20 protein-coding genes and 3 pseudogenes are annotated in these 20,967 nt (G+C 64.1%); 9 read left to right on the top strand and 14 right to left on the bottom strand.

Translation table 11 applies throughout. The features are described from left to right. Positions 1-184 precede the first annotated feature (184 nt). Entirely contained in the window at positions 185-2,938 is a 2,754-nt protein-coding gene (gene metH, locus ACCQ00_RS08060; RefSeq protein ID WP_039569108.1) for a methionine synthase, read from the top strand. A gap of 140 nt (positions 2,939-3,078) precedes the next feature. Here the strand turns inward: metH and ACCQ00_RS08055 are convergent, their stop codons facing one another. The 12 genes and pseudogenes from ACCQ00_RS08055 to ACCQ00_RS08000 form a co-directional block, all read right to left on the bottom strand. Continuing rightward, complete coding sequence (locus tag ACCQ00_RS08055) at positions 3,079-4,284, bottom strand: AGE family epimerase/isomerase (protein ID WP_039569106.1); 1,206 nt, start codon at positions 4,282-4,284, stop codon at positions 3,079-3,081. Continuing rightward, positions 4,281-5,267, bottom strand: a complete 987-nt coding sequence (locus ACCQ00_RS08050) for a carbohydrate kinase family protein (RefSeq protein ID WP_039569103.1) — start codon at positions 5,265-5,267, stop codon at positions 4,281-4,283. Before ACCQ00_RS08050 ends, ACCQ00_RS08055 begins: the two co-directional genes overlap by 4 nt. Continuing rightward, positions 5,264-6,574, bottom strand: coding sequence for an L-fucose:H+ symporter permease (gene fucP / locus ACCQ00_RS08045; protein ID WP_033474070.1), 1,311 nt, complete (start codon positions 6,572-6,574; stop codon positions 5,264-5,266). The genes ACCQ00_RS08050 and fucP overlap by 4 nt, the downstream gene beginning before the upstream one ends. Positions 6,575-6,587: 13 nt before the next feature. Next, a complete protein-coding gene (locus tag ACCQ00_RS08040; protein ID WP_039569098.1) occupies positions 6,588-7,763 on the bottom strand; it encodes a LacI family DNA-binding transcriptional regulator in 1,176 nt (391 codons plus the stop codon). A gap of 136 nt (positions 7,764-7,899) precedes the next feature. Further along, a complete protein-coding gene (locus ACCQ00_RS08035) occupies positions 7,900-8,745 on the bottom strand; it encodes a transporter (RefSeq protein ID WP_039569094.1) in 846 nt (281 codons plus the stop codon). A 52-nt stretch (positions 8,746-8,797) separates the two neighbouring features. Continuing rightward, a pseudogene (locus ACCQ00_RS08030) lies at positions 8,798-8,980 on the bottom strand (hypothetical protein); the annotation flags it as partial. Between the two features lie 91 nt (positions 8,981-9,071). Then, positions 9,072-9,806, bottom strand: coding sequence for a DUF2058 domain-containing protein (locus ACCQ00_RS08025; protein WP_335930296.1), 735 nt, complete (start codon positions 9,804-9,806; stop codon positions 9,072-9,074). A gap of 18 nt (positions 9,807-9,824) precedes the next feature. Continuing rightward, the gene (locus tag ACCQ00_RS08020; protein ID WP_008576524.1) at positions 9,825-10,061 is read right to left on the bottom strand and encodes a SlyX family protein; all 237 of its coding nucleotides are present in this window, start codon (positions 10,059-10,061) and stop codon (positions 9,825-9,827) included. After that, a pseudogene (locus ACCQ00_RS08015) lies at positions 10,054-10,275 on the bottom strand (UDP binding domain-containing protein); the annotation flags it as partial. The pseudogene ACCQ00_RS08015 and the gene ACCQ00_RS08020, both read right to left, overlap by 8 nt. Positions 10,276-10,331: 56 nt before the next feature. After that, positions 10,332-10,403 (bottom strand): annotated as a pseudogene (locus ACCQ00_RS08010) (hypothetical protein); the annotation flags it as partial. A 25-nt stretch (positions 10,404-10,428) separates the two neighbouring features. Beyond that, on the bottom strand, positions 10,429-11,400 hold the full coding sequence (locus ACCQ00_RS08005; protein ID WP_022559647.1) for an FKBP-type peptidyl-prolyl cis-trans isomerase: 972 nt from the start codon (positions 11,398-11,400) through the stop codon (positions 10,429-10,431). Between the two features lie 90 nt (positions 11,401-11,490). Further along, positions 11,491-12,048 (bottom strand): glutathione peroxidase, encoded by a 558-nt coding sequence (locus tag ACCQ00_RS08000; RefSeq protein ID WP_372354101.1) that lies wholly within the window; start codon positions 12,046-12,048, stop codon positions 11,491-11,493. Between the two features lie 134 nt (positions 12,049-12,182). Here ACCQ00_RS08000 and ACCQ00_RS07995 point away from each other — a divergent pair, with 134 nt between their 5' ends. From ACCQ00_RS07995 to ACCQ00_RS07965, 7 genes are all read left to right on the top strand, one after another. Beyond that, a complete protein-coding gene (locus ACCQ00_RS07995; protein ID WP_015472303.1) occupies positions 12,183-12,431 on the top strand; it encodes a hypothetical protein in 249 nt (82 codons plus the stop codon). Between the two features lie 2 nt (positions 12,432-12,433). Further along, positions 12,434-12,796 carry a GntR family transcriptional regulator gene (locus ACCQ00_RS07990; RefSeq protein WP_022559650.1) on the top strand — a complete coding sequence of 121 codons (363 nt, stop codon included), beginning with the start codon at positions 12,434-12,436 and terminating at the stop codon, positions 12,794-12,796. Beyond that, entirely contained in the window at positions 12,793-13,668 is an 876-nt protein-coding gene (locus ACCQ00_RS07985; protein WP_005913764.1) for an ABC transporter ATP-binding protein, read from the top strand. Before ACCQ00_RS07990 ends, ACCQ00_RS07985 begins: the two co-directional genes overlap by 4 nt. Next, a complete protein-coding gene (locus ACCQ00_RS07980; protein ID WP_039569086.1) occupies positions 13,665-14,651 on the top strand; it encodes a hypothetical protein in 987 nt (328 codons plus the stop codon). Before ACCQ00_RS07985 ends, ACCQ00_RS07980 begins: the two co-directional genes overlap by 4 nt. 10 nt (positions 14,652-14,661) lie before the next feature. Further along, on the top strand, positions 14,662-15,480 hold the full coding sequence (locus ACCQ00_RS07975; protein ID WP_039569084.1) for a DUF4097 family beta strand repeat-containing protein: 819 nt from the start codon (positions 14,662-14,664) through the stop codon (positions 15,478-15,480). 31 nt (positions 15,481-15,511) lie between these two features. Next, positions 15,512-16,042: a DUF2884 family protein gene (locus ACCQ00_RS07970; protein WP_039569081.1), complete on the top strand. Its 531-nt coding sequence runs from the start codon at positions 15,512-15,514 to the stop codon at positions 16,040-16,042. Between the two features lie 355 nt (positions 16,043-16,397). Beyond that, positions 16,398-16,820 carry a hypothetical protein gene (locus tag ACCQ00_RS07965; RefSeq protein WP_017156800.1) on the top strand — a complete coding sequence of 141 codons (423 nt, stop codon included), beginning with the start codon at positions 16,398-16,400 and terminating at the stop codon, positions 16,818-16,820. Between the two features lie 125 nt (positions 16,821-16,945). Here ACCQ00_RS07965 and ACCQ00_RS07960 read toward each other — a convergent pair whose 3' ends face one another. Then, complete coding sequence (locus tag ACCQ00_RS07960) at positions 16,946-18,349, bottom strand: class II fumarate hydratase (protein ID WP_372354100.1); 1,404 nt, start codon at positions 18,347-18,349, stop codon at positions 16,946-16,948. A 220-nt stretch (positions 18,350-18,569) separates the two neighbouring features. Between ACCQ00_RS07960 and ACCQ00_RS07955 the strand changes: the two genes are divergently transcribed. Then, positions 18,570-19,955 (top strand): hemolysin family protein, encoded by a 1,386-nt coding sequence (locus ACCQ00_RS07955; RefSeq protein ID WP_039569078.1) that lies wholly within the window; start codon positions 18,570-18,572, stop codon positions 19,953-19,955. A gap of 10 nt (positions 19,956-19,965) precedes the next feature. Here the strand turns inward: ACCQ00_RS07955 and ACCQ00_RS07950 are convergent, their stop codons facing one another. Then, on the bottom strand, positions 19,966-20,949 hold the full coding sequence (locus ACCQ00_RS07950) for a CAP domain-containing protein (protein ID WP_039569076.1): 984 nt from the start codon (positions 20,947-20,949) through the stop codon (positions 19,966-19,968). Positions 20,950-20,967: the final 18 nt, after the last annotated feature.

The raw sequence follows: 20,967 nt of genomic DNA, 5'->3' as shown, positions 1-20,967 counted from the left end.
GGATCCGCATTGCTCGGCTTGCCGCAAGGATGCTCCGTGCGCAGCGCACTGCCCTTCTCCCGCCTTCGGGAGAAGGTGGCGCGCAGCGCCGGATGAGGGCCGCATTCCATCGCGCCGCATCGTTCGGCCATGCGCACCACCCCACCAAGACCGTCCGCGCCGTCACCGTCCAGCAGAGCCTTGCATGAGCACTCCCCGCTACACCCGCCTGTCCGGCCTTGAGCCGCTGGTCATTACGCCGGACCTGTTGTTCGTCAACGTCGGCGAGCGCACCAACGTCACCGGCAGCGCGCAGTTCCGCAAGCTGATCAAGGAGGAGCGCTACGAGGAAGCAGTGGAGGTCGCGCGTCAGCAGGTGGACAGCGGTGCGCAGATCCTCGACGTCAACATGGACGAAGGCCTGATCGATTCAGAGAAGGCGATGACGCGCTTTCTCAACCTGATCATGTCCGAGCCGGATATCGCGCGCATTCCGGTGATGGTGGATTCGTCCAAGTGGAGCGTCATCGAAGCGGGATTGAAGTGCCTGCAAGGCAAGAGCGTGGTCAACTCCATTTCGCTCAAGGAAGGCGAGCCAGTGTTCATCGAACACGCCCGCAAGGTGTTGCGCTACGGTGCCGCAGCGGTAGTGATGGCCTTCGACGAACAAGGCCAGGCCGACACCTGCGCGCGCAAGGTCGAGATCTGCACGCGCGCCTACACGCTGCTGACCGAGCAGGTAGGCTTTCCGCCGGAAGACATCATCTTCGACCCGAACATCTTTGCCGTGGCCACCGGCATCGAAGAGCACGACAACTACGCGGTGGACTTTATCGAAGCCACCCGCATCATCAAGGACACGCTGCCGCACTGCCATGTCTCCGGCGGTGTTTCCAACGTCTCGTTCTCGTTCCGCGGCAACGAAACCGTACGCCAGGCGATCCACTCGGTGTTCCTGTTCCATGCGATCAAGGCCGGCATGGACATGGGCATCGTCAACGCCGGCGGCATGCCGATCTACGACGAGCTGGATCCGGAACTGCGCGAACGCGTGGAGGACGTGATCCTCAACCGACGCCGCGACGGCACCGAACGCCTGCTGGAAATCGCCGAGCGCTACAAGGGCACCAAGGGGGCGGCGAAAGTCGAAGACCTGGCCTGGCGCGACAAGCCGGTGCGCGCGCGCCTGGCGCATGCGCTGGTGCACGGCATCGACGCATTCGTGGAAGCCGACACCGAGGAAGCGCGCCAACATTCCACACGCCCTCTGGACGTGATCGAAGGCCCGCTGATGGACGGCATGAACGTGGTGGGCGATTTGTTCGGCGCCGGCAAGATGTTTTTGCCGCAGGTGGTCAAGTCCGCGCGCGTGATGAAAAAGGCGGTGGCCTATCTGCTGCCCTTCATCGAAGCGGAAAAACTGCGCACCGGCGATGTCGGCAAGTCCAACGGCAAGATCATCATGGCCACCGTCAAAGGCGACGTGCACGACATCGGCAAGAACATCGTCGGCGTGGTGTTGGCCTGCAACAACTTCGATGTGGTGGATCTGGGCGTGATGGTCTCGGCGCAGGTGATCCTGGATCGCGCACGCGAAGAAAACGCAGATCTGATCGGGCTGTCCGGCCTCATCACGCCATCTCTGGAAGAAATGTCGCATGTGGCGCGCGAGATGCAGCGGCAGGGCTTCGACATTCCGTTGCTGATCGGCGGCGCAACGACCTCGCGCGCGCACACCGCGCTGAAGATCGACCCGCACTACAGCGCACCCACCGTGTGGGTGAAGGACGCCTCGCGTGCCGTGGGCGTGGCGCAATCGTTGATCTCGCGCGACCTGCGCCAGGCCTTCGTCGCCGCCAACGATGCCGATTACGCGGAAATCCGCGCACGCCACCGTAACCGCGGCGATGCCAAGCGCCTGGTGTCGCTCGAAAAAGCCCGTGCGCAGCGCTTCGATGGCGATTGGGACACTTACACCCCACCGGCCCCACGCCAGCCAGGCATCCGCGTATTCGGCGACTACCCGTTGCAGGAGCTGATCGAACTCATCGACTGGACGCCGTTCTTCCAGGCATGGGAACTGGCCGGCAAGTTCCCTGCGATTCTCAGCGACGACATCGTCGGCACCCAGGCCAGCGAGCTGTATCGCGACGCGCGCCGCATGCTCAAGCGCATCGTCGAAGAGAAGTGGCTGACGGCCAAGGCCGTGTTCGGGCTGTGGCCGGCAAATAGCGTCGGAGATGATGTCGAGGTGGTCCTGACGGACCACCGGGATTCGGAAGTGGAGATTGGAGATTGGCAGCGGCAGAGCCAATCCCGAATTTCCACTCCCCAATCCCGGCAACTCCTGCACTTCTTGCGCCAACAAGTCGACAAGCCCATCGACCGCCCCGACTTCTGCCTGGCCGATTTCATCGCTCCAAAGAGCAGCGGCAAGCAGGACTGGATCGGCGCCTTCGCGGTTACCGCCGGCATCGGTATCGATGCACATGTGGCGCGCTTCGAAGCCGCGCACGACGACTACAACTCCATACTGCTCAAGGCGTTGGCCGACCGTCTGGCAGAGGCGCTGGCCGAACGCCTGCATCAACGCGTGCGCACCGAGTTCTGGGGTTATGTCCAGGACGAAGCACTGGACAACGAAGCCTTGATCGCCGAGCGCTATCGCGGCATACGCCCGGCGCCCGGCTACCCGGCCTGCCCCGAACACAGCGAAAAACGCACCTTGTTCGATCTGCTCGATGCCGAGCGCAACGCCGATATGTCGCTGACCGAAAGCTTCGCGATGCTGCCCACTGCCGCGGTCTGCGGTTATTACTTCAGCCACCCCAAGAGCCAGTACTTCGTGGTCGGGCGACTGGGCAAGGAACAGGTGGCCGATTACGCAAAGCGCAAGGGCATCACGCTGGCACTGGCCGAGCGTTGGCTGGCATCGAACCTGGATTACGACCCGGAGTAAGGGGCATCTGCAGACCGCAGATATCGTAGGAGCGCACCCGGGCGCGACGAGGCTTTCCCGGTAGCGCCTCATCGCGCCCGGGTGCGCTCCTACGCTGCAACGCCGCCGCATTGCGCGGCGGCGCTTGGATCACGCCAACATCAAGCAGCCTGCCGCAACACGTTCAAGACTTCGTAGCACGCACCCATGGTGTGATAATCGGTCTTACCCGCCGGGCTTTTCTCATCGCTGTACTTGCGGTTGTCCGCATCCAGGATGCGATACCACGCGCCATATTGATGGTCGATCATGTGCGCCCACGAATAGGCCCACAGCGTGTCATACCACTGCCAGTAGCGATCGTCGCCGCTGCGCTGGGCCAGCAATGCGGCAGCGGCCAGCGACTCGGCCTGCACCCAGAAATACTTATCGTCGTCGCAAACATTCCCGTCGGGATCGAAGCCGTAATACAGCCCGCCGCGCTGCGTGTCCCATGAGCGCTCCACCGCCACATCGAACAGATGCTGCGCGGTGGGCAGCAACCAGTCGGCCGGTGCATAGCGATCCAGCAGCATCAGCAGCTTGGCCCATTCGGTCTGATGGCCGGGCTGAAAACCCCAGGGGCGGAACAGGTGCTTGGGATTGTCGCGGTTGTAATCCCAGTCGATATTCCACTGCAGGTCGTAATGCTCCCACACCAACCCATCGGCCTTGGCTGCCTGGCGAAGGGTCATGTTCTCCGCGAGCACCAGCGCGCGATCGAGATAACGCTGCTCGCCGCCGGCCTCGTACGCCGCAATCATCGCCTCGCACATATGCATGTTGGCGTTCTGGCCGCGGTAGCTGGTGAAATTGAACTGCGCGTCGGCCTCGTCGCGATACAGCCCGAACTGCGCGTCCCAGAAGTACTTTTCCAGCAGCTGCCAGGTCTCGTCCATCCACGCACGCGCCTCATCGACACCGGCCTTCAAACCACACGCATACGCCAGCAGCACGAAGGCCACGCCATAGCAGTGATTCATGTCGTCTTCGACCACGCCGTCGCGCAGCGTCCACGCATAGCCGCCGGTTTGCGGGTTGCGATGCACGTTGCGCAGATAATCCAGCCCGTGACGCACCGCCTGCAGGTACGCCGCATCGCCGAACTCGCGGTAGGCCATCGCGTAGTTGAAGACAAAGCGCGTACTGCTGACCAGGTGCCGATGCCCGGCGTCGTAGATCGAACCGTCATCGCGGAAATACTGGAAAAACCCACCTGCCGGATCGATCGCGCGCGGATGGTAGAACGCCATGGTATCGGCGATGTGCTGGCGCAAGACGTCAGCCGAACGGAAATCGGGTGCGGGTGTTGCAGGCAAACGGCTCATGATTGTTCCTGGATCAAGGAATGGACTTCATCGATGCTCGGCATTGCCGCGAACGCGCCCTTGCGCGTCACCGCCAGCGCGCCGACCGCGGCAGCAAACCGAATCACCTCATTGACTGCCGCAGGATCGCCGCATAGCTGCTCCAGCGTTGCAGCACGCATTGCCAGCTGATACAGCAGCCCGCCAACGAACGCATCGCCAGCGGCGGTGCTATCGCGCACCTGCACCTGGAACGCCGGCACCTGGCCCGAATCGGTGCGTGTCTGCCAATGCACCGGCCCGCCGCCATCGGTGACCAGCAACCAACTGGCCTTGCCCTGCCACAGCTTTTGCGTGACCGCACTGGCATCGCTGTCGAGCGTTCCCGCCAGATACTCAAGTTCCTCGCGCGACAGCTTGACCACATCGGCCAACGCCAGCGCCTCCCATAGCAGCAGCGCCGGGTTCACATCCTGCGGCCACAGCATCGGGCGCAGGTTGAGGTCCAGGCTGACGATGGCGCCATCGGCGCGCGCACGGCGCATGCCGTCGAGCGTGCACTGGGCAATCTCCGGCTCGGTCATGCTGTTGGAGCACACATGCAAGACCGCTGCCTGCTTAAACCCGTCCGCAGCGAAGTGCTCGGGACGGAACAACAGGTCCGCTGCCGGCGGACGGTAGAAACTGAAACTGCGCTCGCCCGCTTCGTCCAGCGCAACGAACGCCAACGCAGTCTTGGCCTGATCGGTGCGCACGATGCCGTCGGTCGCCACGCCGGATTGCTGCAGGCTTTGCAGCAGGAAATCGCCGAACATGTCGCGCCCGAGCATGCCGACAAAATGCGCAGCGCCCCCCAGGCGCGCCACCGCAACGGCGACGTTGGCCGGCGCACCGCCGGCATATTGCGCGAAGGTACGCGCCTGGTCCGGGTGGGTCTGCGGCAACGCCAGCATGTCGATCAGCGCTTCGCCGAAACACACCACCTGATGCTTGGTCGCACTCATGCGCGTGCCTCCGCCAGTGCGCCGCGCAAACGCGAGCCCCAGATACCGTAGAACACGATGTACAGGTAGCACAGCAATGGCAGCACGAACGACTCATGCAGGCCGATGCCATCGGCGAGCAACCCTTGCAGGTACGGCACGATGGCGCCGCCGACGATGGCCATGATCAGCAGGCTCGACGCGCGCCCGGTCAGCGGACCAAGCCGCTCGATGCCCAAGGTGAAGATGGTCGGGAACATGATCGAATTGAACAGGCCGATCGCCACCAGTGCATACACCGCCAACATGCCGCCGCTGGCCATGGTCAGGCCCAGCAACAGCGCATTGATTGCCGCGAACACCGACAACAACACGCGCGGCGACAGCTTGGCCAGCAGCGCCGAGCCGATGAAGCGGCCGATCATCGCCAGCGTCCAGTAGGCCGACACATACTTGGTCGCCTCGCGCTCGGTGAACCCACCGATCTGCGGCAACGAGAAGTAGTTGACCATCAGGCTGCCGATCGCCACTTCTGCGCCCACATAGAAGAAGATCGCCAGCACACCGAAACGCACATGCGGGTGTTGCAAGGCGTCGAGCAAGGAATGCGTGCTGTCGTCTTTCTGTGCACTGGCGTCGGTCAGCGCCGGCAGACGGAACAAGAACACGAAAACCGCCAGCAAGAACAGCACGATACCCAGCCCGATGTACGGGCCTTGCACAGCCTGCGCTTCCTGCACGCGGTAAGCCAGTTGCTCGGCTTCCGGCAATGCCTTCAGCTGGTCGCCGCTCATCACCGTGTTGGACAGGATCAACCAGCCGCCCAACAGTGGCGCGATGGCGGTGCCGAGCGAATTCAGTGCCTGTGCCAGGGTCAGGCGACTGGAGGCGCTGCGCTCCGGACCTAGCAAGGCGACGTAGGGATTGGCCGCCACCTGCAAGATGGTGATGCCGGTGGCCAGCACGAACAATGCGCCGAGAAATGCGCCGTACACGCGCAATTCCGCCGCCGGCCAGAAACCCAGCGCGCCGACCGCCGCCACCGCCAACCCCGCCACGATGCCCTGCTTGTAGCCCAACCGATTCACCAGCCAACCAGCCGGCAACGACATCAGGAAGTACGCACCGAAGAAGGTGAACTGCACCAGCATCGCCTGCGCGAAGTTGAGCTCGAACACCGCCTTCAGGTGCGGAATCAGGATGTCGTTGAGGCAGGTCAGAAAGCCCCACATGAAAAAGATCGTGGTGACCACCGACAGCGCGACGCCGTTATTGACGGGCGCCTTGCTGCCGCTGGGCACGGAGGATTGCGTGGAAAGGGAAACCATAGGAGTTGCCTGGTCAGCGGCCTGAGGCCTTGGTGGGGGAATGGGCGGGTGAACCGCTCGGGGGAGGTGATGACAGCTGCGTTGTCGGTCCGCAGGCGCTGCTCGCACGAATATTCAAGGCGACTGCGGCGGTCAGCTGTTGTGCGGCGAGCCCCGGGCTACCGATGCGTTGCAGTACCAGTTGCGCAGCCTGCCTGCCACGCGCACGCGGGTCAGCAGCCAGGGTGGTCAATGCAGGCGTGAACAGCGCCGCTTCGGCGATATCGTCGAAGCCGGTCACCGCAAAGTCGCGGCCGGGCACGATGCCGTGCTTGGCCAGCGCCGCCATCAAACCGAGCGCAACGCTGTCGTTGTAGCAGACCGCTGCAGTCGCGGCGTGCGCCGCACTGCTCAGCAAGCGCGCACCGCACACTGCAGCGTCCTGGCGATTTGGAGCCGACTCGACGTAATGCGTTTCCAGGTCCGCCGCCTGCATCGCGCGCGCGTAACCGGCGCGACGCTGCCGGCAGGAACTGGATGCGGCATGACCACCGAAAAACACGATACGCCGATGACCTTGCGCGATCAGGTGCGAGCAGGCCACGAACGCGCCTTGTGCGTTGTCCAGCGCCAGCAGATCCCACTGCGCGCCCTCCACCTCGCGATTGAACAGCACCACGTTGCGTTGGCGGCCGAGCACCTGAGTCAGCGCCTGCGCCTGGCTGCCTTCGGCCGGTGACAGGATGATGCCCGCCGGCGTGTGCTCCATCAGCGAGGTCAGCACTGCTTGTTGACGCTGCGTCGATTCGCCGGTGCTACCGAGCAAGGTGACATAACCGGCTGCGCCCAGCGCCTCGTCCACACCGGCGGCGAACTCGGCAAAAAACGGGTTGGACAAATCGTTGATGACCAGCGCGACGCTGGACGAGGTGCGTTGGCGCAGATTCGCCGCGGCGCGGTTGTAGACGTAATTCTGCCGATCCAACTCGGCCTCCACGCGCGCGCGCGTGCTTGCATGCACAAGCGGGCTTCCGCGCAGCACCAGCGACACCGTTGCGCGCGACACACCGATGGCGCTGGCGATATCGCGTAACGTCACCGCACCGCGCCGCGCGCCCGGCGTATCGCCGTCCGCAGTCATCCCGGGTGTCGGCTCGGCTGGCGTCACGTGGCAAGCCTGGCGGTGGAAGAAAGACGCATGTATTGGCATCAAATTGGATCGATCCAATTAGGCCTCTTCCGCGCAGCCAATGCATGCGGCAGTGCAACATCGGCATTCGCACAGGACTAGAGCCCAGAGCAGTACACCGACCGGCCAGCGACCCGGCAGCGGCGGTTCGCGCCGCTCACTCAAACGCGATCGACAACCCGATGCCACCTTGCCAGTCCGGGCTTTCCGAGGTCAGTCCCCGCAACACCGACACATCCAGCTGCATCGCATGCGGCAGCTGCCAGGCGCCACCCGCGCCGGCCACGCGCGAATGCGCGCTGCCGGTATCCACGCCCGCCTCCACATAGCTGCTGAAATGGTCGCCGGAGAAAAACGTGTAATTGGGCGCGAAGGTCCAGGTGTGCCCGTCGTCGTCGCGCGCGTAATTGACGTACAACGCAATGGCGCGCTGCTGCGCCAGATCCCAGGATGCAGTCACGCCCAGTTCGCGCGAGTAGCCGTCGCTGAAGGCTGGGCTGCCGGTCGGGATGCTGTAAGTGCCCAACGCAGCCCAATGGAAGTGCTCCGAACGCGATGGCAAGGCCACCTTCAACCCGACGCTGCTGTCCCCGCCGCCACGCACCCGCGCACCCGCGCCATGCTGCCAGTTGTAGCTGTCGCTCCCGAGTTGCAGCTCGACATTCTGAAACAGCCCCAGACGCAGCAGCGTGTCGGCCGTGTATTGGGTCGTGCGCTGACCGTCGCTGCGATCGGTACTCGCATCCGGCAAGCCCTGCTCCCAGGCGAACGCACCTGGCTGCAACGCCTCCGCAGCGAATGGAATGCCCGGCCGGTCGAACGCCGGCGCATCGCCTGACTGCGCGCTGGCATGCCCGCTAGCGACACACAGCGCAAGCATCACCGCGGCGAACGCCGTTCGGCGCGGCGCCCGCACCGGCACGCGACTGCGGGCACGCATGTCGACGGCCGCCACGACGTGGAATTTCAGGTATTTCGACGATAGGGACATATGCAGCACCATGGGCAGGACGGAGCAACCAGGCAGGGACGAAGGCACGGCAGAGGCCCCAGCGTGCATCGACACGAACGGCGCGCATGGTGCCGCGCCGCCCGTGACCGGCTTGTAGAGCGGCGCTCTGCACGCTGTGTTCCGTGCCAGCGGTCAGGGTGAGCCCGATGGCATTGCATGAAGCACCATGATCAAGCGACAACCTGCATTGTGCGCCCGACCATCCGATGGCCGCCATCTGGCTCACGCGGTGGCTGCGCGCTTATTGCCTGCGGAAAATGCAATGAAATGGGCACCGGTGCGCGCCCATGCACGCCACACACCACCCATCGCGCGCCTTACCAGACCAGGTCGTCGGGCACCTGATACTTCGGATCAGCGTACGGGTCGTCGCCCGCCGGTGCGTTCGGGTCCACCTTCAGGGCGACCGATGGGGCGAACACCGCTTCGGCTTCGGCAAGCAGCTCGGCAGTCACCAGCAGATAGCGTCCATTGAGTTGCAGCACGCCCAGCTCGCCGACGTTGAGCGCCTTGAGCTGATCGGCGGTGACGTAAATGCGCTTGATCTTGCCGCCATACGGAAAATGCCGGGCGATATCCGCAGCGGCGTCATTCAAACCCTTGTCCTTCACCAGCGCTTCGAGCTTGGCCTTGGCTTCGCGACGCAGGCGTGCTTCTTCCTGCTTCACTCGCTCGGCTTCGATGCGCTCGTCCTTCTCGCGCTGCGCACGGATCGCATAGGCCTTGGCCAGATCGATATCTTCGCGCGTGCGCGCCGGCTTGGGACCACGACGGTCTGCAGCGGAATGCGGTGGACGCGGCGCGGTGCCGGGCTTGCCGTCGTGCCGACGCTCGGGCCTGCCAGCGGGTCTGCGCTCGCCATTGCCGTCGGTTGCCGCGGCGGCATGCGGCCGCTGCGGGCCCCTGCCCTGGCCCGGCCGATTGCCCCCGGGTGCTGGTTTGCCAGCATGGCCATGTGCACGCGCTGCAGGCCGTGCATCGGGTTTGCGTTCGGGCTTGGGCGCGGACTTGAAGCCCAACCCAAGCAACTGGTCACGTAAGGTATCGCTCATGGCGGTGGCAATCTGCAATCAGTAGTGCGGAGGCGGCGGTTCGTCCGCTGCATCGGCAAACAACGTGGAGCGCACCTTGCCCAGGTCCTCGAGCAGGTGGCGGATCAATTCGGCATTGCGTGCACCCGTCAAGCGGGCGTCTGCAAGTGCTTCACTCAGTTCGTTGAGCGCCTGCTCCTGGAAGGAGAGGCGCGTTTCCAATTCGATCAACCGCGCTTCCAGCGCGCGGTCGTGCAGCGGGAGTTGCTCATGCATATAGCGAACGGCCTCGTCCAATGGCGTAGTACGCCAGACCTGCGGCTTCGATCTGCTGCGGATCGTAAAGGTTGCGGCCGTCGAAGACGACATCGTCCTTCAAGGCCTGCTTGATCTTGCCGAAGTCCGGGCTGCGGAACTGCTTCCACTCGGTGACCACCACCAGTGCGTCGGCGCCTTCCAGGGCAGCGAAGGCCTCGTCGCAGAAGGCCAGAACCCGCGATTGAGGGCATCAGGCTTGGCTTGATCGATACCCACGCAGACCACCTGATGCCGCACTTCCGCCAGGCAGGCACCGGTCACAAGACCCACGTAGCCGGTGCCGAAGATCGCAACGCGCATGGAATGGAATGCCTGCCGCGGAAGATCAGGGAAGGATACCCATCAGTTCGACATCGAACGTCAACGTTGCGTCAGGTCCGATCGGCCCGCCCTGCGTGCCGTTCGGGCCATAGGCCAGGTTGGAAGGAATCCAGAAACGGTATTTCGAACCGACCGGCATCAACGCCACGCCCTCGGTCCAACCGGGAATGACTTGATCAAGACCGAACTCCGCCGGCTGGCCGCGCTGGTAGGAACTGTCGAAGACCTGCCCGTTGAGCAGCTTGCCTTCGTAGTTCACACGCACCTTGCTGGTCCGCATTGGGCGCTCGCCGCTGCCCTGGCGCAACACCATGTACTGCAGGCCGGACGCGGTGGTGATCACGCCCTTCTCGGTCTTGTTCTTGGCAAGGAATTCATTGCCCTGCTGACGATTATTAGCAGCGGCAGCGCCCTGCTTGGCAGAGGCGAATGCCTGCATGGTGGCTGCGGCCTCCTGCTGGGTCAGACGCGTGGTGCCCTTGGCGAACACGGTACGCACCGCTTCGATCAGGATCGACAGATCGATCTCACCCTTGATGCCGGCCAGCGACGGACCAACCGCACGATCGCCGAGCATCAGGCCGACATTTTCCTTGGACGGCGCAGCCGGCGCGGCGCCCGGCGCCATGCCTGGCACCTGCTGGCCGTTGCGGGCAGCGAGCGCGGTACGCAGCGCAGTATCGGTGGCCTGGGTCTGCTCATCCGACAACAGCGGCTTGCCGCCCTTGAACGCATTTTCGATGGCGCGTTGCATCGCGTTCACATCGATGTCCTGAGCAATCGGCTCGAACGAACGTGCCACGTCCATACCGATGGCGTAGCTGACGTTGTCGCGCGTGCTCTTATCAGACGATGCATTCAAAGCTGGCTTCTCCTTGGTGGCCGCTGCGGCCGGTTGCTGCGACATCGCCGGCATCGACGCCGCCATTGCCACCATCAGTAACGACGCCGCCGCGCCGCGCTTTCCCATCTTCATTCGATGCACTTCCCAAAAGTGAAAAGACACGCCACCGATGGCGCTGAATGCGCATTGTCGCACGCGCGCGCGGCGATGCGAGCGCTGCGCTCAGCGCGCCGGCGCCTTGAGCTCGCGTTCGATTGCTGCCAGCACGCTCGGATCGTCCGGTTTGATCTTGCTGGGGAACTGCGCAACCACCCGGCCATCGCGACCGATCAGATACTTGTGGAAGTTCCAGCCCGGCGCCACGCCAGTGGCCTGGGTCAGGCGCTGATACAGCGGCGTTGCCTGCGCACCCAGCACATGGACCTTTTCGAACATCGGGAACTTCACGCCATAGGTCAGCGTGCAGAATTCCTGGATCTGCTTCTCAGATCCCGGTTCCTGTCCCTGGAAATCGTTGGACGGAAAGCCCAGCACGGTGAAGCCGCGGCTGCCGAAGCGCTGGTTGAGCGCTTCCAGACTTTCGTACTGTGGGGTGAAGCCGCACTTGCTGGCGGTGTTGACCAACATGACAACCTTGCCGCCGTAGGTACGGTTCAGGTTGATCGGCGTTTTGCCGGCCAGCGGCCGGTACTCCACATCCAGTACCGGGGTGCCGGCAGCGAACGCGGACGTTGCAAAGAAGCCAGTCAATACAAGAGCTAGCAGACGATTGAGCAACATGAGCAATGCCCTTCGAGAGTTGAGGCGGCGCACCGATAAAGGGGTGCCATCAGTTGGGGATGACAAACAGTTGACTACCTGCGTGTCGGTGTTATAGTTGAATACAACACCAGTCATCCAACGCAGGGGAAAGCATGAACAGCACACGCTTCACGCGACCAGTTCCGCTGTTGCTGTTCGGCAGCACCCTGTTTGCCATTGGTTGCCTGGGAGCCGCTTCCAGTCAGGTGACGGAGTCCGGCGCCGATTATGGCGTGTCGGAGGCGGTTACGGAAAACGCGACAACTCCCCCCGAAGCGCGTTCCCGGCCTGGCCGGCATGTGCGCGCTTCGCTGTCGATGCCCTATTTCTCCTTCGCGCAGGCCCTGCGCCCACGGAGCTGATCATGAACGATATTCAGTGGAGCGACGGCGCTCCCATCTACCGCCAACTCAAGGAACGGGTGATTGCCATGATGCTCGATGGAATTCTTAAGCCCGGCGACGCTCTGCCCTCGGTGCGCCAGGTGGCGGCCAATTACCAACTCAACCCCATCACCGTCTCGCGTGCGTATCAGGAACTGGCCGACGAGAACCTGGTGGAGAAACGCCGCGGCCTGGGCATGTTCATGACCCCGGAAGCCGCACAGAAGCTGCGTGGCAGCGAACGCGAGCGTTTCTTGAATGAAGAATGGCCCGCCGTGCTGGAAAGGATCCAGCGCCTGGGACTGTCCATCGACGATCTGTTGCCACAGGGAAAAACACCATGACCGCCGTCTCCTCCGACCATGTGGTCGATGCACGTGGCCTGCGCAAGGCCTACAAGCATCGGCTTGCGCTGGACAACACCAGCTTCACCATCGCCGCTGGCCGCATTATTGGACTGATCGGCCCCAACGGCGCCGGCAAGACCACTGCGCTCAAGGCGGTGCTGGGCCTGACCGATTTCGCCGGCGAGTTGCAGGTGTTGGGCATGGATCCGCGCACGCAGCGCAACGCGCTGATGAACGAGGTCTGCTTCATTGCCGATGTGGCGGTGCTGCCACGCTGGCTGCGGGTCGGCGAAGCGATCGATTTCGTCGCCGGCGTGCATCCGCGTTTCGATCGCGCCAAGTGCGAGCGCTTCCTGGCCAATACCCAGCTCAACCGCAAATCGCGGGTGCGCGAGTTGTCCAAGGGCATGATCGTGCAGCTGCATCTGGCGCTGGTGATGGCCATCGACGCACGCATCCTGGTGCTGGACGAACCGACCCTGGGCCTGGACATCCTCTACCGCAAGCAGTTCTACCAGCGCCTGCTGGAGGACTACTTCGACGAGCAGAAGACCATCATCGTCACCACCCACCAGGTCGAGGAGATCGAACACATCCTCACCGATGTGATGTTCATCCGCGACGGCCGCATCGTGCTCACCGCCGATATGGAAAGCGTCTCCGAGCGCTATACCGAAGTCCTGGTCGGTGCCGACCAGCTGGATGCAGCGCGCGCCCTGAAACCGATCGACGAGCGCGGCCTGCCGTTCGGCAAGACCGTGATGTTGTTCGATGGCGCGCCGAAAGAGCAGCTCGCCCGTTTTGGCGAAACCCGCAATCCCGGCCTAGCCGACCTGTTCGTTGCGGTCATGAAGGGGACCTACGCATGAATGCAGTGACCAACCAAGCGTCACCCGCACGCACCTTCGCCTGGCTGCTCAAACGCGAATATTGGGAGCACCGTGGCGGCTTCGTGTGGGCGCAGTTCATCACCGGCGGCATTGCGGTGTTCTTCGCGCTGCTGGGCGCGGTGATCGGTGCGATCAGTGCGCGCCGCAACATGGTCGGCGACAGCATCGCCATGGACGACCTGGCCGAATACACCCGCACGCTGGGCCAGGTCGGCGACGGCCTGCTGCTGGGCGGCATCGGCATCGCCTCGGTGGTCCTGGCGTTTGTGGTGTTTTTCTATGCGCTCGGCAGCCTGTACGACGACCGCCGCGACCGCAGCGTGCTGTTCTGGAAATCGTTGCCGGTGTCGGACGTGCAGACGGTGTTGTCCAAGGCCGCCTGGGCGTTGCTGCTGGCGCCGCTGATTTCCATCGCGATCGGTGCGGCGGTCGGCATGGCGCTGTGGTTGATCGCCATCGTTGGCGCCTTGATTGCAGGTGTGCCCAGCCCCTGGGCGCTGGCGACCCATTCGCATCCGTTTTCGCTGCTGTGGCTGTTGCTGAAGACCGTTCCGATGAGCCTGTTGTGGGCGCTGCCGACCGTGGGCTGGCTGATGTTCTGCTCGGCCTGGGCCAACAGCAAGCCGTTCCTGTGGGCGGTGCTGTTTCCGCTGCTGGCCTGCGTGATGCTGAGCATTCTCTCGGCGATGCCAGGCGTGTCGCTGCCGATCGGCTGGATCTGGTACGTCGTCGGCTATCGCGGCCTGCTCAGCGCCCTGCCCGGCACCTGGTCGCCACTTGCCGTCAGCGGCAATCTGGACAGCAGCATGATCCAGAACCCCAGCGATCTGGTGCAGTGGGCATTGCAGCACACCGATAGCACACGTGTGTATGGCAGCCCTGACATCTGGATCGGCGCAGCCATCGGCGTTGCGTTGATCGCCGCCTCCATCTATCTGCGCCGTCGGCGCTCCGAAGCCTGAGGGACGTCCCATGCGCCTGACCCTGAGCCTGGCCATCCTGCTCGCATTGCCCGGTGTTGCAGCGGCAGAGGAGCAGTGCAAATTCTCCGAACCGCGCAGCCTGGACCTGCAGCTGACCGGCGTGAAGTCGGTCCTGTTCGAGGTCGCTTCCAACGACCTGCATCTGGACGCCTCGCCCAGCGGCGGCGGAAAACTGAGCGGGCGCGCCTGCGCTGCCAGGGCCGAGTTGCTCAAGAGCCTGACCGTGACCCAGAAGCGCGTCGGCGACAAGCTGGTGGTGAGCTTGAACGATGACCGCCGGTTTTCCTTCGGCAACAGCTATTCCTACCTGGATCTGCGCGGCAGCGTGCCAAACACGCTGCTGGTGCAATTCGACGTGGGTTCCGGCGATGCGCAGATCAACGGGGCCGCCGCAGTGAGCGCGGACGTGGGTTCCGGCGACATGACGATTCGTCACACCAAGGGCCGCGTGACCGCCAAGGTGGGTTCCGGCGATGTCGAGCTGGAAGATCTGGGCGCCCTGCGCGTGCTGGCAGTGGGCTCGGGCGACCTCAAGGCGCGTGAGGTGCACGGTGCGGCAGAGGTGGCGAAAGTGCAGTCCGGCGAAGTCAAGCTGCACGGCGTCGCAGGCAACATCAAGATCGGCACGATCGGCTCGGGCGATGTCGATATCCGCGATGTGCAAGGCAATGTCAACGTGGAGTCGGTCGCTTCCGGCGCGTTGAACGTCCGCAAGGTGCGCGGCGATCTGAACGTGGCGCGCAAGGGCAGCGGCGATATCAGTGTGAGCGATGTCACCGGCAGCACGCGAGTGCCGGCAGACAAATGACGACTTCTTTCAGGATGTGGGGGAATTGCTGATGAAAGTGCTTGTTTCGGCGGTAGTGATGAGCGTGTTGCTGGTGGGTTGCGGCAAATCCGAACCCACCGTCAACGTCTCCGGCCAGGCCAATGGTGCCGGCGTGACCTTTATCGGCAAGAGCCTGACGCTCAAGCGCGATGGCTTGCCGGCCGCCACCATCAGCGTCGATGGCGCGCTCAGCATCGACGGCAAGCCGGTTGACTTGAACCAGGCGCAACGTCAGGCGATGCGCAGCTACTACGCGCAGGTGCAAGGCGTGGCCAAGAAGGGCATCGACATCGGCACCCAGGGCGCGGCGTTTGGCGCACATGCGGCAGGCGAAGCGATCAAGGGCGTGCTCAGCGGCAACTCCGACCAGATCGGCGACAGGATCGAGGCCGAGGCAGACACCTTCAAGAACAAGGCCCTGCAGATCTGCGATCAGCTGGCCACGCTGCGCACCGCACAGGATGCAGCCGCGCACCTGGTGCCGGCCTTTGCGCCGTATTCGACGCTGACGCAGCACGACATCGACGATTGCCGCACGTAGAGCGACCGACAAACCGACCACGCCCACCGCCGGCCGGGCGTGGTCGTCGCACGGAGCGGCATGTGCCGCTCGTCCACTGCGACGCTTGTGCGCCACACGCCTGGTTGACGACCGTTCGCAGGGAGGTGGCAGCGCTTCTTTCAGCAACGCTCGGCAACTGCGTATCGCACCGCCTGCGCAGCCGGTGCGGTGGCTGAGTGGCCGGCCCGGAATGTGCTCCGAGCCGGCGATGCGTGCACGGCGACCAAACAGAACGACGCCCTGCGACATTTTGGCAGGCGCCGAACCGCCGCTTTGCCGATTCGACGACCGGGGCGGGATTACACTAGTGCGCTCCCCTCATTCCATCGACCCCATGAACAAGTTCGTGATGCTCTGCATGGCGCTGCTGCTGTGCACGCTTGCTGCCTGTGGCGACCAGTCGTCTCGCCGCGCCGAACGCGGCAAGCCGCGCGTTGCGGTCACCACGCAGTCGGTGATGATCCGCCGCCCGCCGGCTGCCAATGCCGAAATCACCCCCGACGGCACGCTCAAGATCGACGACATCGCGCTGCCGCAGAAAGAGCCGACACGCGCCAAGCTGCAGCTGCTGTTCGGCCACCTGCAGATGCTGCGTCAGCAGGCGGTCAACGAGGCCGGTCCGGATCCGGAGTACAAGTCGATCAAGCTGACCGCTACGCCGGAAATCCAGACCCTCAGTGGCGAGTTGCTGGATGAAATTCCGTCGTTGCAGCCGTATCGCGAGAGTTTCAGTAACGTGCAAGCCGAGCGGCACTGACGCTCGGGCACCTTAGCCAGGCGACGACCAGGCCGTCAAACCTGTAGGAGCGGGCTTGCGCGCGACAGGCGTCATCGATAACGCCCCATCGCGCACAAGTGCGCTCTACGCAAGCACTGCGGTAATCACCCCCCGCCACCACCGCCGGCCTGGATACCGCCACGCGTCAATGCCGCCGGGTCGAGCAATCGCCGCAGTTCCGCTTCGCCGAGCCCGCTGTCTTCCTTTGCCACATCCAGTACCGGGCGCTGCTCCTTGTAGCCGCGCTTGGCAATCGCCGCGGCTTTTTCATAACCGATGATCGGATTCAGTGCCGTCACCAAAATGGGGTTGCGGTCCAGCGCCTCGCGGACGCGTTCCTGACGCACCTTCAGCCCGGCAATGGCGGTGTCGGCCAACAGACGCGACACGTTGCCCAGCAGGGTGATCGAATCCAGCAGGTTGTAGGCGATCAGCGGCAACGTCACGTTCAACTGGAAGTTGCCGGTCTGCCCGGCGATGGTGATGGCCGTGTGGTGGCCGATCACCTGCGCGCACGCCATCACGGTAGCTTCGGGAATCACCGGATTGACCTTGCCCGGCATGATCGAGCTGCCAGGCTGCAGCGCCGGCAGTTCGATTTCGCCCAGTCCCGCCAACGGGCCGGCATTCATCCAGCGCAGGTCGTTTGCGATCTTGATCAGCGCCACCGCCAGCGCGTTGAGCTGGCCGGACAACTCCACCGCGTCGTCCTGTGCGGCGAGTCCTTCGAACTTGTTTTCCGCGCTCTGGAACCTGGCTCCGCTCAGGCTGGACAAGGCCTTGGCCACCTTGCTACCGAAACGCGGATCGGCATTGATGCCGGTGCCTATCGCCGTGCCGCCCAGCGGCAAGCGGCGCAAGCGTTTGAGCGCGTCGTCGATACGCTCCTGCGCCGAACTCAGCTGCGCCGACCACGCGCCGAACTCCTGCCCAAAGGTGAGCGGCATCGCATCCATCAAATGCGTGCGACCGGTCTTGACGATCTTGTCCAGCGATTTGGCGCGCTTGTCGATGGTCTTGCGCAGATGCTTGAGCGCCGGTTGCAGATGTTCCTGCACGGCGAGCAAGGCCGACACGCGAATGGCGGTGGGCACCACATCGTTGGAACTCTGGCCGAGATTGACGTGGTCGTTGGGATGCACCGCATCCGTGCCGGCACGCGTGGCCAAGGTGGCAATCACCTCATTGGCATTCATGTTGGATGAAGTGCCCGAACCGGTCTGGTAGACATCGATGGGAAACTGCGCATCGAAGCGACCCTCGGCCACTTGCAATGCAGCGGCCTGCACGGTCTTGCCGATCGACTTGGGCAGCAATCCAAGCTCGGCGTTGACGCCGGCTGCCGCGGCCTTGATCAAGCCCAACGCGCGAATGAAACCGCGCGGCATCGGCTGCCCGGACACCGGGAAATTCTGCACCGCGCGCTGGGTCTGCGCACCCCACAGCGCATCGGCGGGCACCTGCAGTTCGCCCATGCTGTCGTGTTCGGTCCTGAAACGTTCGCTCATCTGCACTCTCCGCACATTGCTGATTTGTGGTGATGGATGGCTGGCGGCGGGCGTACCCACGCTGGCGAGGCTGTCTACGATACTCGCTCGCCGCGTTGCGACGATGTCGTCGCACGCCGTCGGCTAGACTGCCTGCTGATCTTGACGAGATACCAAGCCGCCATGGGCGATGAGCCTGACTGTAGAAACGTAAGTTCCGCATCGATTTCCGCGACACCGCTTGTCGCCGCTGCACATGCGGTCGCATGCCGATGTACCGCTCCCGCAGCGCATGGAGGCGGCCATGTGGGGTAACGTCCTGCTGCTGTTGGTGGCATTGCTGCTGGTGCTGTTGAATGGGTTTTTTGTCGCCGCCGAATTTGCGCTGGTCAAGCTGCGGCACACGCAAGCGGTGGGCCTGGCGCAGACCAACGGCTGGCGCGGGCGTTTGCTGCTCGGTGTACACGCGCATCTGGATGCGTATCTGTCGGCCTGCCAGCTCGGCATCACCCTGGCCTCGCTCGGATTGGGCTGGGTCGGCGAGCCGGCGTTCGCGCATCTGCTGCAACCGCTATTCGACACACTGGGCCTGTCGCCAGAAGCGGCACAGTTCACTGCGCTGGCAATCGCGTTCAGCCTGATTTCGTTCCTGCACATCGTGCTGGGCGAATTGGCGCCCAAGACCATGGCGATCCGCCGCCCGGAACGCATGTCGTTGTGGACCGCCGCGCCGCTATACGTTTTCTATTGGCTGATGTACCCGGCCATCTGGGTCCTCAATACCAGCGCCAATCGCTTCCTGCGCCTGCTCGGCTGGGGCGAAGTGGAACATCACTCGCATCGTTATTCACGCGAGGAATTGATGCTGATCGTCGGCCGCCAGGACCCAAACGCCGCAACGCCCGACCAGGGGCTGGCCTTGATGAGCCACGCGTTGGAATTGCCGGATCTGGTCGCCGGCGATCTGATGCGTCCGCGCGAGCACATGCGCAGCCTGCGCGAAGGCATGAACCTGCAAGCGGTGCTGGCCGAATTCAGTGAGTCGCGCTACAGCCGCTACCCCTGGTTCGATGCCGATGGCGAGCAAGTGCTGGGCATCCTGCACACCAAGGATCTGCTGGTGGCGATGGCGCGCGGCCAGAACCTGGACGATCTGCGCCCGCTGCTGCGCCCGCCCACCGTGCTGACCCTGGAAACGCCGATTCCCAACGCACTGGAGCAATTCCGCACCGGCACCACCCACCTGGCGCTGTGCGTGGAAGAAGAAGGCCGCATCCTGGGCTTTTTCACCCTGGAAGACCTGCTGGAAGTAGTGGTCGGCGACATCGAGGACGAGCACCGTCATGCGGTGCGCGATGCCCCGATCCGTGGCCAGGACGGCTCGCTGCTGGTCGCCGGTAGCACCTCGATCTTCCGCCTGGAACGCCTGCTCGGTCAGGATCTGAGCGCACCGGACCACGTCAATTCGGTCGGCGGACTGATTTTGTATCAGCTGCAGCGCCTGCCGGAGGAAGGCGAAACGCTGGAACTGGATGGGCACCTGCTGACCGTGCGGCGCATGGCAGGCCACCGCATCCAGGCCGTCACGGTGCGTCCGGTGGGCGAAGCCGTCGACGCGGCAAGCTGAAGCCGTCGAGTCATTCGGCGGACGCGCCAGGCGATTGGCCGATGCGAAACCAGTAACGGTAATCGCGCGACTGCCCGCCGAACCGCACCCCGCGAATGGTCACGTCGTAGATCACACCCGGCTGCAGGCGCGGCACCCGGAACTGCAGGCTGTTGGGTACCCCGAAACCTTCGTGGTCGTCGCTCAGGTTGCGCACCTGCAGTTGGCGTCCATCGCGCTCGCGGACCTGCACCTGCGCATCGGCGTAGTCGACATCGCGATTGGCGAACTTGCGCTTGCGGTCCGGCAAGGCGGTGAACGACAACAGCGCATCGTCGACGTAGTAGCGGCGCGGGTACTCGCCGATCGGCCAGGCGATGAAATCCTCGCGCGTGCGCGCAGCGACGCCGACCGTCGGAACCAAGCGCAGCGCAGCACCGCTACTGACCGCAGCGCCGTCGCGACCGGCCACCATGCCGAAGGCGACGCGTTGCAGAAACGGATCCAGCAGCCAGCGCCGGTGCCCCAATCCACCGGCGCTGACGTTGTTGGCGTCGGTCAGCCATTCGATCACGATCTGTTCGGCGCTGGAAAAACGCAGCAGCGGCGAGCTGACCCCGCCATAGATCAGGCTGCGGCGCGCGCCCCTGGCTGCGGTGTCGGAATAACAGCGCCAGTGGGGCGTCGGCGTATGGCTGAGGCGGCCGTTGGCGGCAATGACCAAGGCCGCCTGGGTGGCTTCGGTCTCGGCCGCCGGGTCGTCGTCGACCGCCTCCAGACCGTGCAGCCGACGGATGTCGTTGATCAGCGCCAGCACGCGTTGTCGCTGCGCCGGCTGCAGCTCGCCGGCGCGGCAGCTGGCGATCGCGGGCGGGGTGCGATACAGCGCCGCCGCCTGCGCGGCGAAGTCGGCATCCTGCGCGGCGGCGGGCAGCGCGGCGGACAAGATCGCGAAGGCGAGGCGAGCGAAGATCGGGCGCATGGCAGGCCGGAACAGCGCGGGGAGCTCTACCATAAAGTGCAGCTCGCGCCA

The sequence above is a fragment of the Xanthomonas sp. NCPPB 3761 genome, assembly GCF_041475705.2.
Taxonomy (GTDB): Bacteria; Pseudomonadota; Gammaproteobacteria; order Xanthomonadales; family Xanthomonadaceae; genus Xanthomonas; species Xanthomonas phaseoli.
Note: the sequence above shows the minus strand (reverse complement) of the source record. Positions and strands in the feature narration are given on the sequence as shown.

Excerpts from the sequence above, each read along its gene's own strand:
- ACCQ00_RS07970 (WP_039569081.1), top strand. The coding sequence starts at position 15,512 with ATGAAAGTGCTTGTTTCGGCGGTAGTGATGAGCGTGTTGCTGGTGGGT.
- ACCQ00_RS08050 (WP_039569103.1), bottom strand. The coding sequence starts at position 5,267 with ATGAGTGCGACCAAGCATCAGGTGGTGTGTTTCGGCGAAGCGCTGATC.
- ACCQ00_RS07995 (WP_015472303.1), top strand. The coding sequence starts at position 12,183 with ATGAACAGCACACGCTTCACGCGACCAGTTCCGCTGTTGCTGTTCGGC.
- ACCQ00_RS07975 (WP_039569084.1), top strand. The coding sequence starts at position 14,662 with ATGCGCCTGACCCTGAGCCTGGCCATCCTGCTCGCATTGCCCGGTGTT.
- ACCQ00_RS08005 (WP_022559647.1), bottom strand. The coding sequence starts at position 11,400 with ATGAAGATGGGAAAGCGCGGCGCGGCGGCGTCGTTACTGATGGTGGCA.
- ACCQ00_RS08055 (WP_039569106.1), bottom strand. The coding sequence starts at position 4,284 with ATGAGCCGTTTGCCTGCAACACCCGCACCCGATTTCCGTTCGGCTGAC.
- ACCQ00_RS07950 (WP_039569076.1), bottom strand. The coding sequence starts at position 20,949 with ATGGTAGAGCTCCCCGCGCTGTTCCGGCCTGCCATGCGCCCGATCTTC.
- fucP (WP_033474070.1), bottom strand. The coding sequence starts at position 6,574 with ATGGTTTCCCTTTCCACGCAATCCTCCGTGCCCAGCGGCAGCAAGGCG.
- ACCQ00_RS07985 (WP_005913764.1), top strand. The coding sequence starts at position 12,793 with ATGACCGCCGTCTCCTCCGACCATGTGGTCGATGCACGTGGCCTGCGC.
- ACCQ00_RS07990 (WP_022559650.1), top strand. The coding sequence starts at position 12,434 with ATGAACGATATTCAGTGGAGCGACGGCGCTCCCATCTACCGCCAACTC.
- ACCQ00_RS08035 (WP_039569094.1), bottom strand. The coding sequence starts at position 8,745 with ATGGTGCTGCATATGTCCCTATCGTCGAAATACCTGAAATTCCACGTC.
- ACCQ00_RS07960 (WP_372354100.1), bottom strand. The coding sequence starts at position 18,349 with ATGAGCGAACGTTTCAGGACCGAACACGACAGCATGGGCGAACTGCAG.
- ACCQ00_RS08040 (WP_039569098.1), bottom strand. The coding sequence starts at position 7,763 with ATGCCAATACATGCGTCTTTCTTCCACCGCCAGGCTTGCCACGTGACG.
- ACCQ00_RS08020 (WP_008576524.1), bottom strand. The coding sequence starts at position 10,061 with ATGCATGAGCAACTCCCGCTGCACGACCGCGCGCTGGAAGCGCGGTTG.
- ACCQ00_RS08000 (WP_372354101.1), bottom strand. The coding sequence starts at position 12,048 with ATGTTGCTCAATCGTCTGCTAGCTCTTGTATTGACTGGCTTCTTTGCA.
- ACCQ00_RS07980 (WP_039569086.1), top strand. The coding sequence starts at position 13,665 with ATGAATGCAGTGACCAACCAAGCGTCACCCGCACGCACCTTCGCCTGG.
- metH (WP_039569108.1), top strand. The coding sequence starts at position 185 with ATGAGCACTCCCCGCTACACCCGCCTGTCCGGCCTTGAGCCGCTGGTC.
- ACCQ00_RS07965 (WP_017156800.1), top strand. The coding sequence starts at position 16,398 with ATGAACAAGTTCGTGATGCTCTGCATGGCGCTGCTGCTGTGCACGCTT.
- ACCQ00_RS08025 (WP_335930296.1), bottom strand. The coding sequence starts at position 9,806 with ATGAGCGATACCTTACGTGACCAGTTGCTTGGGTTGGGCTTCAAGTCC.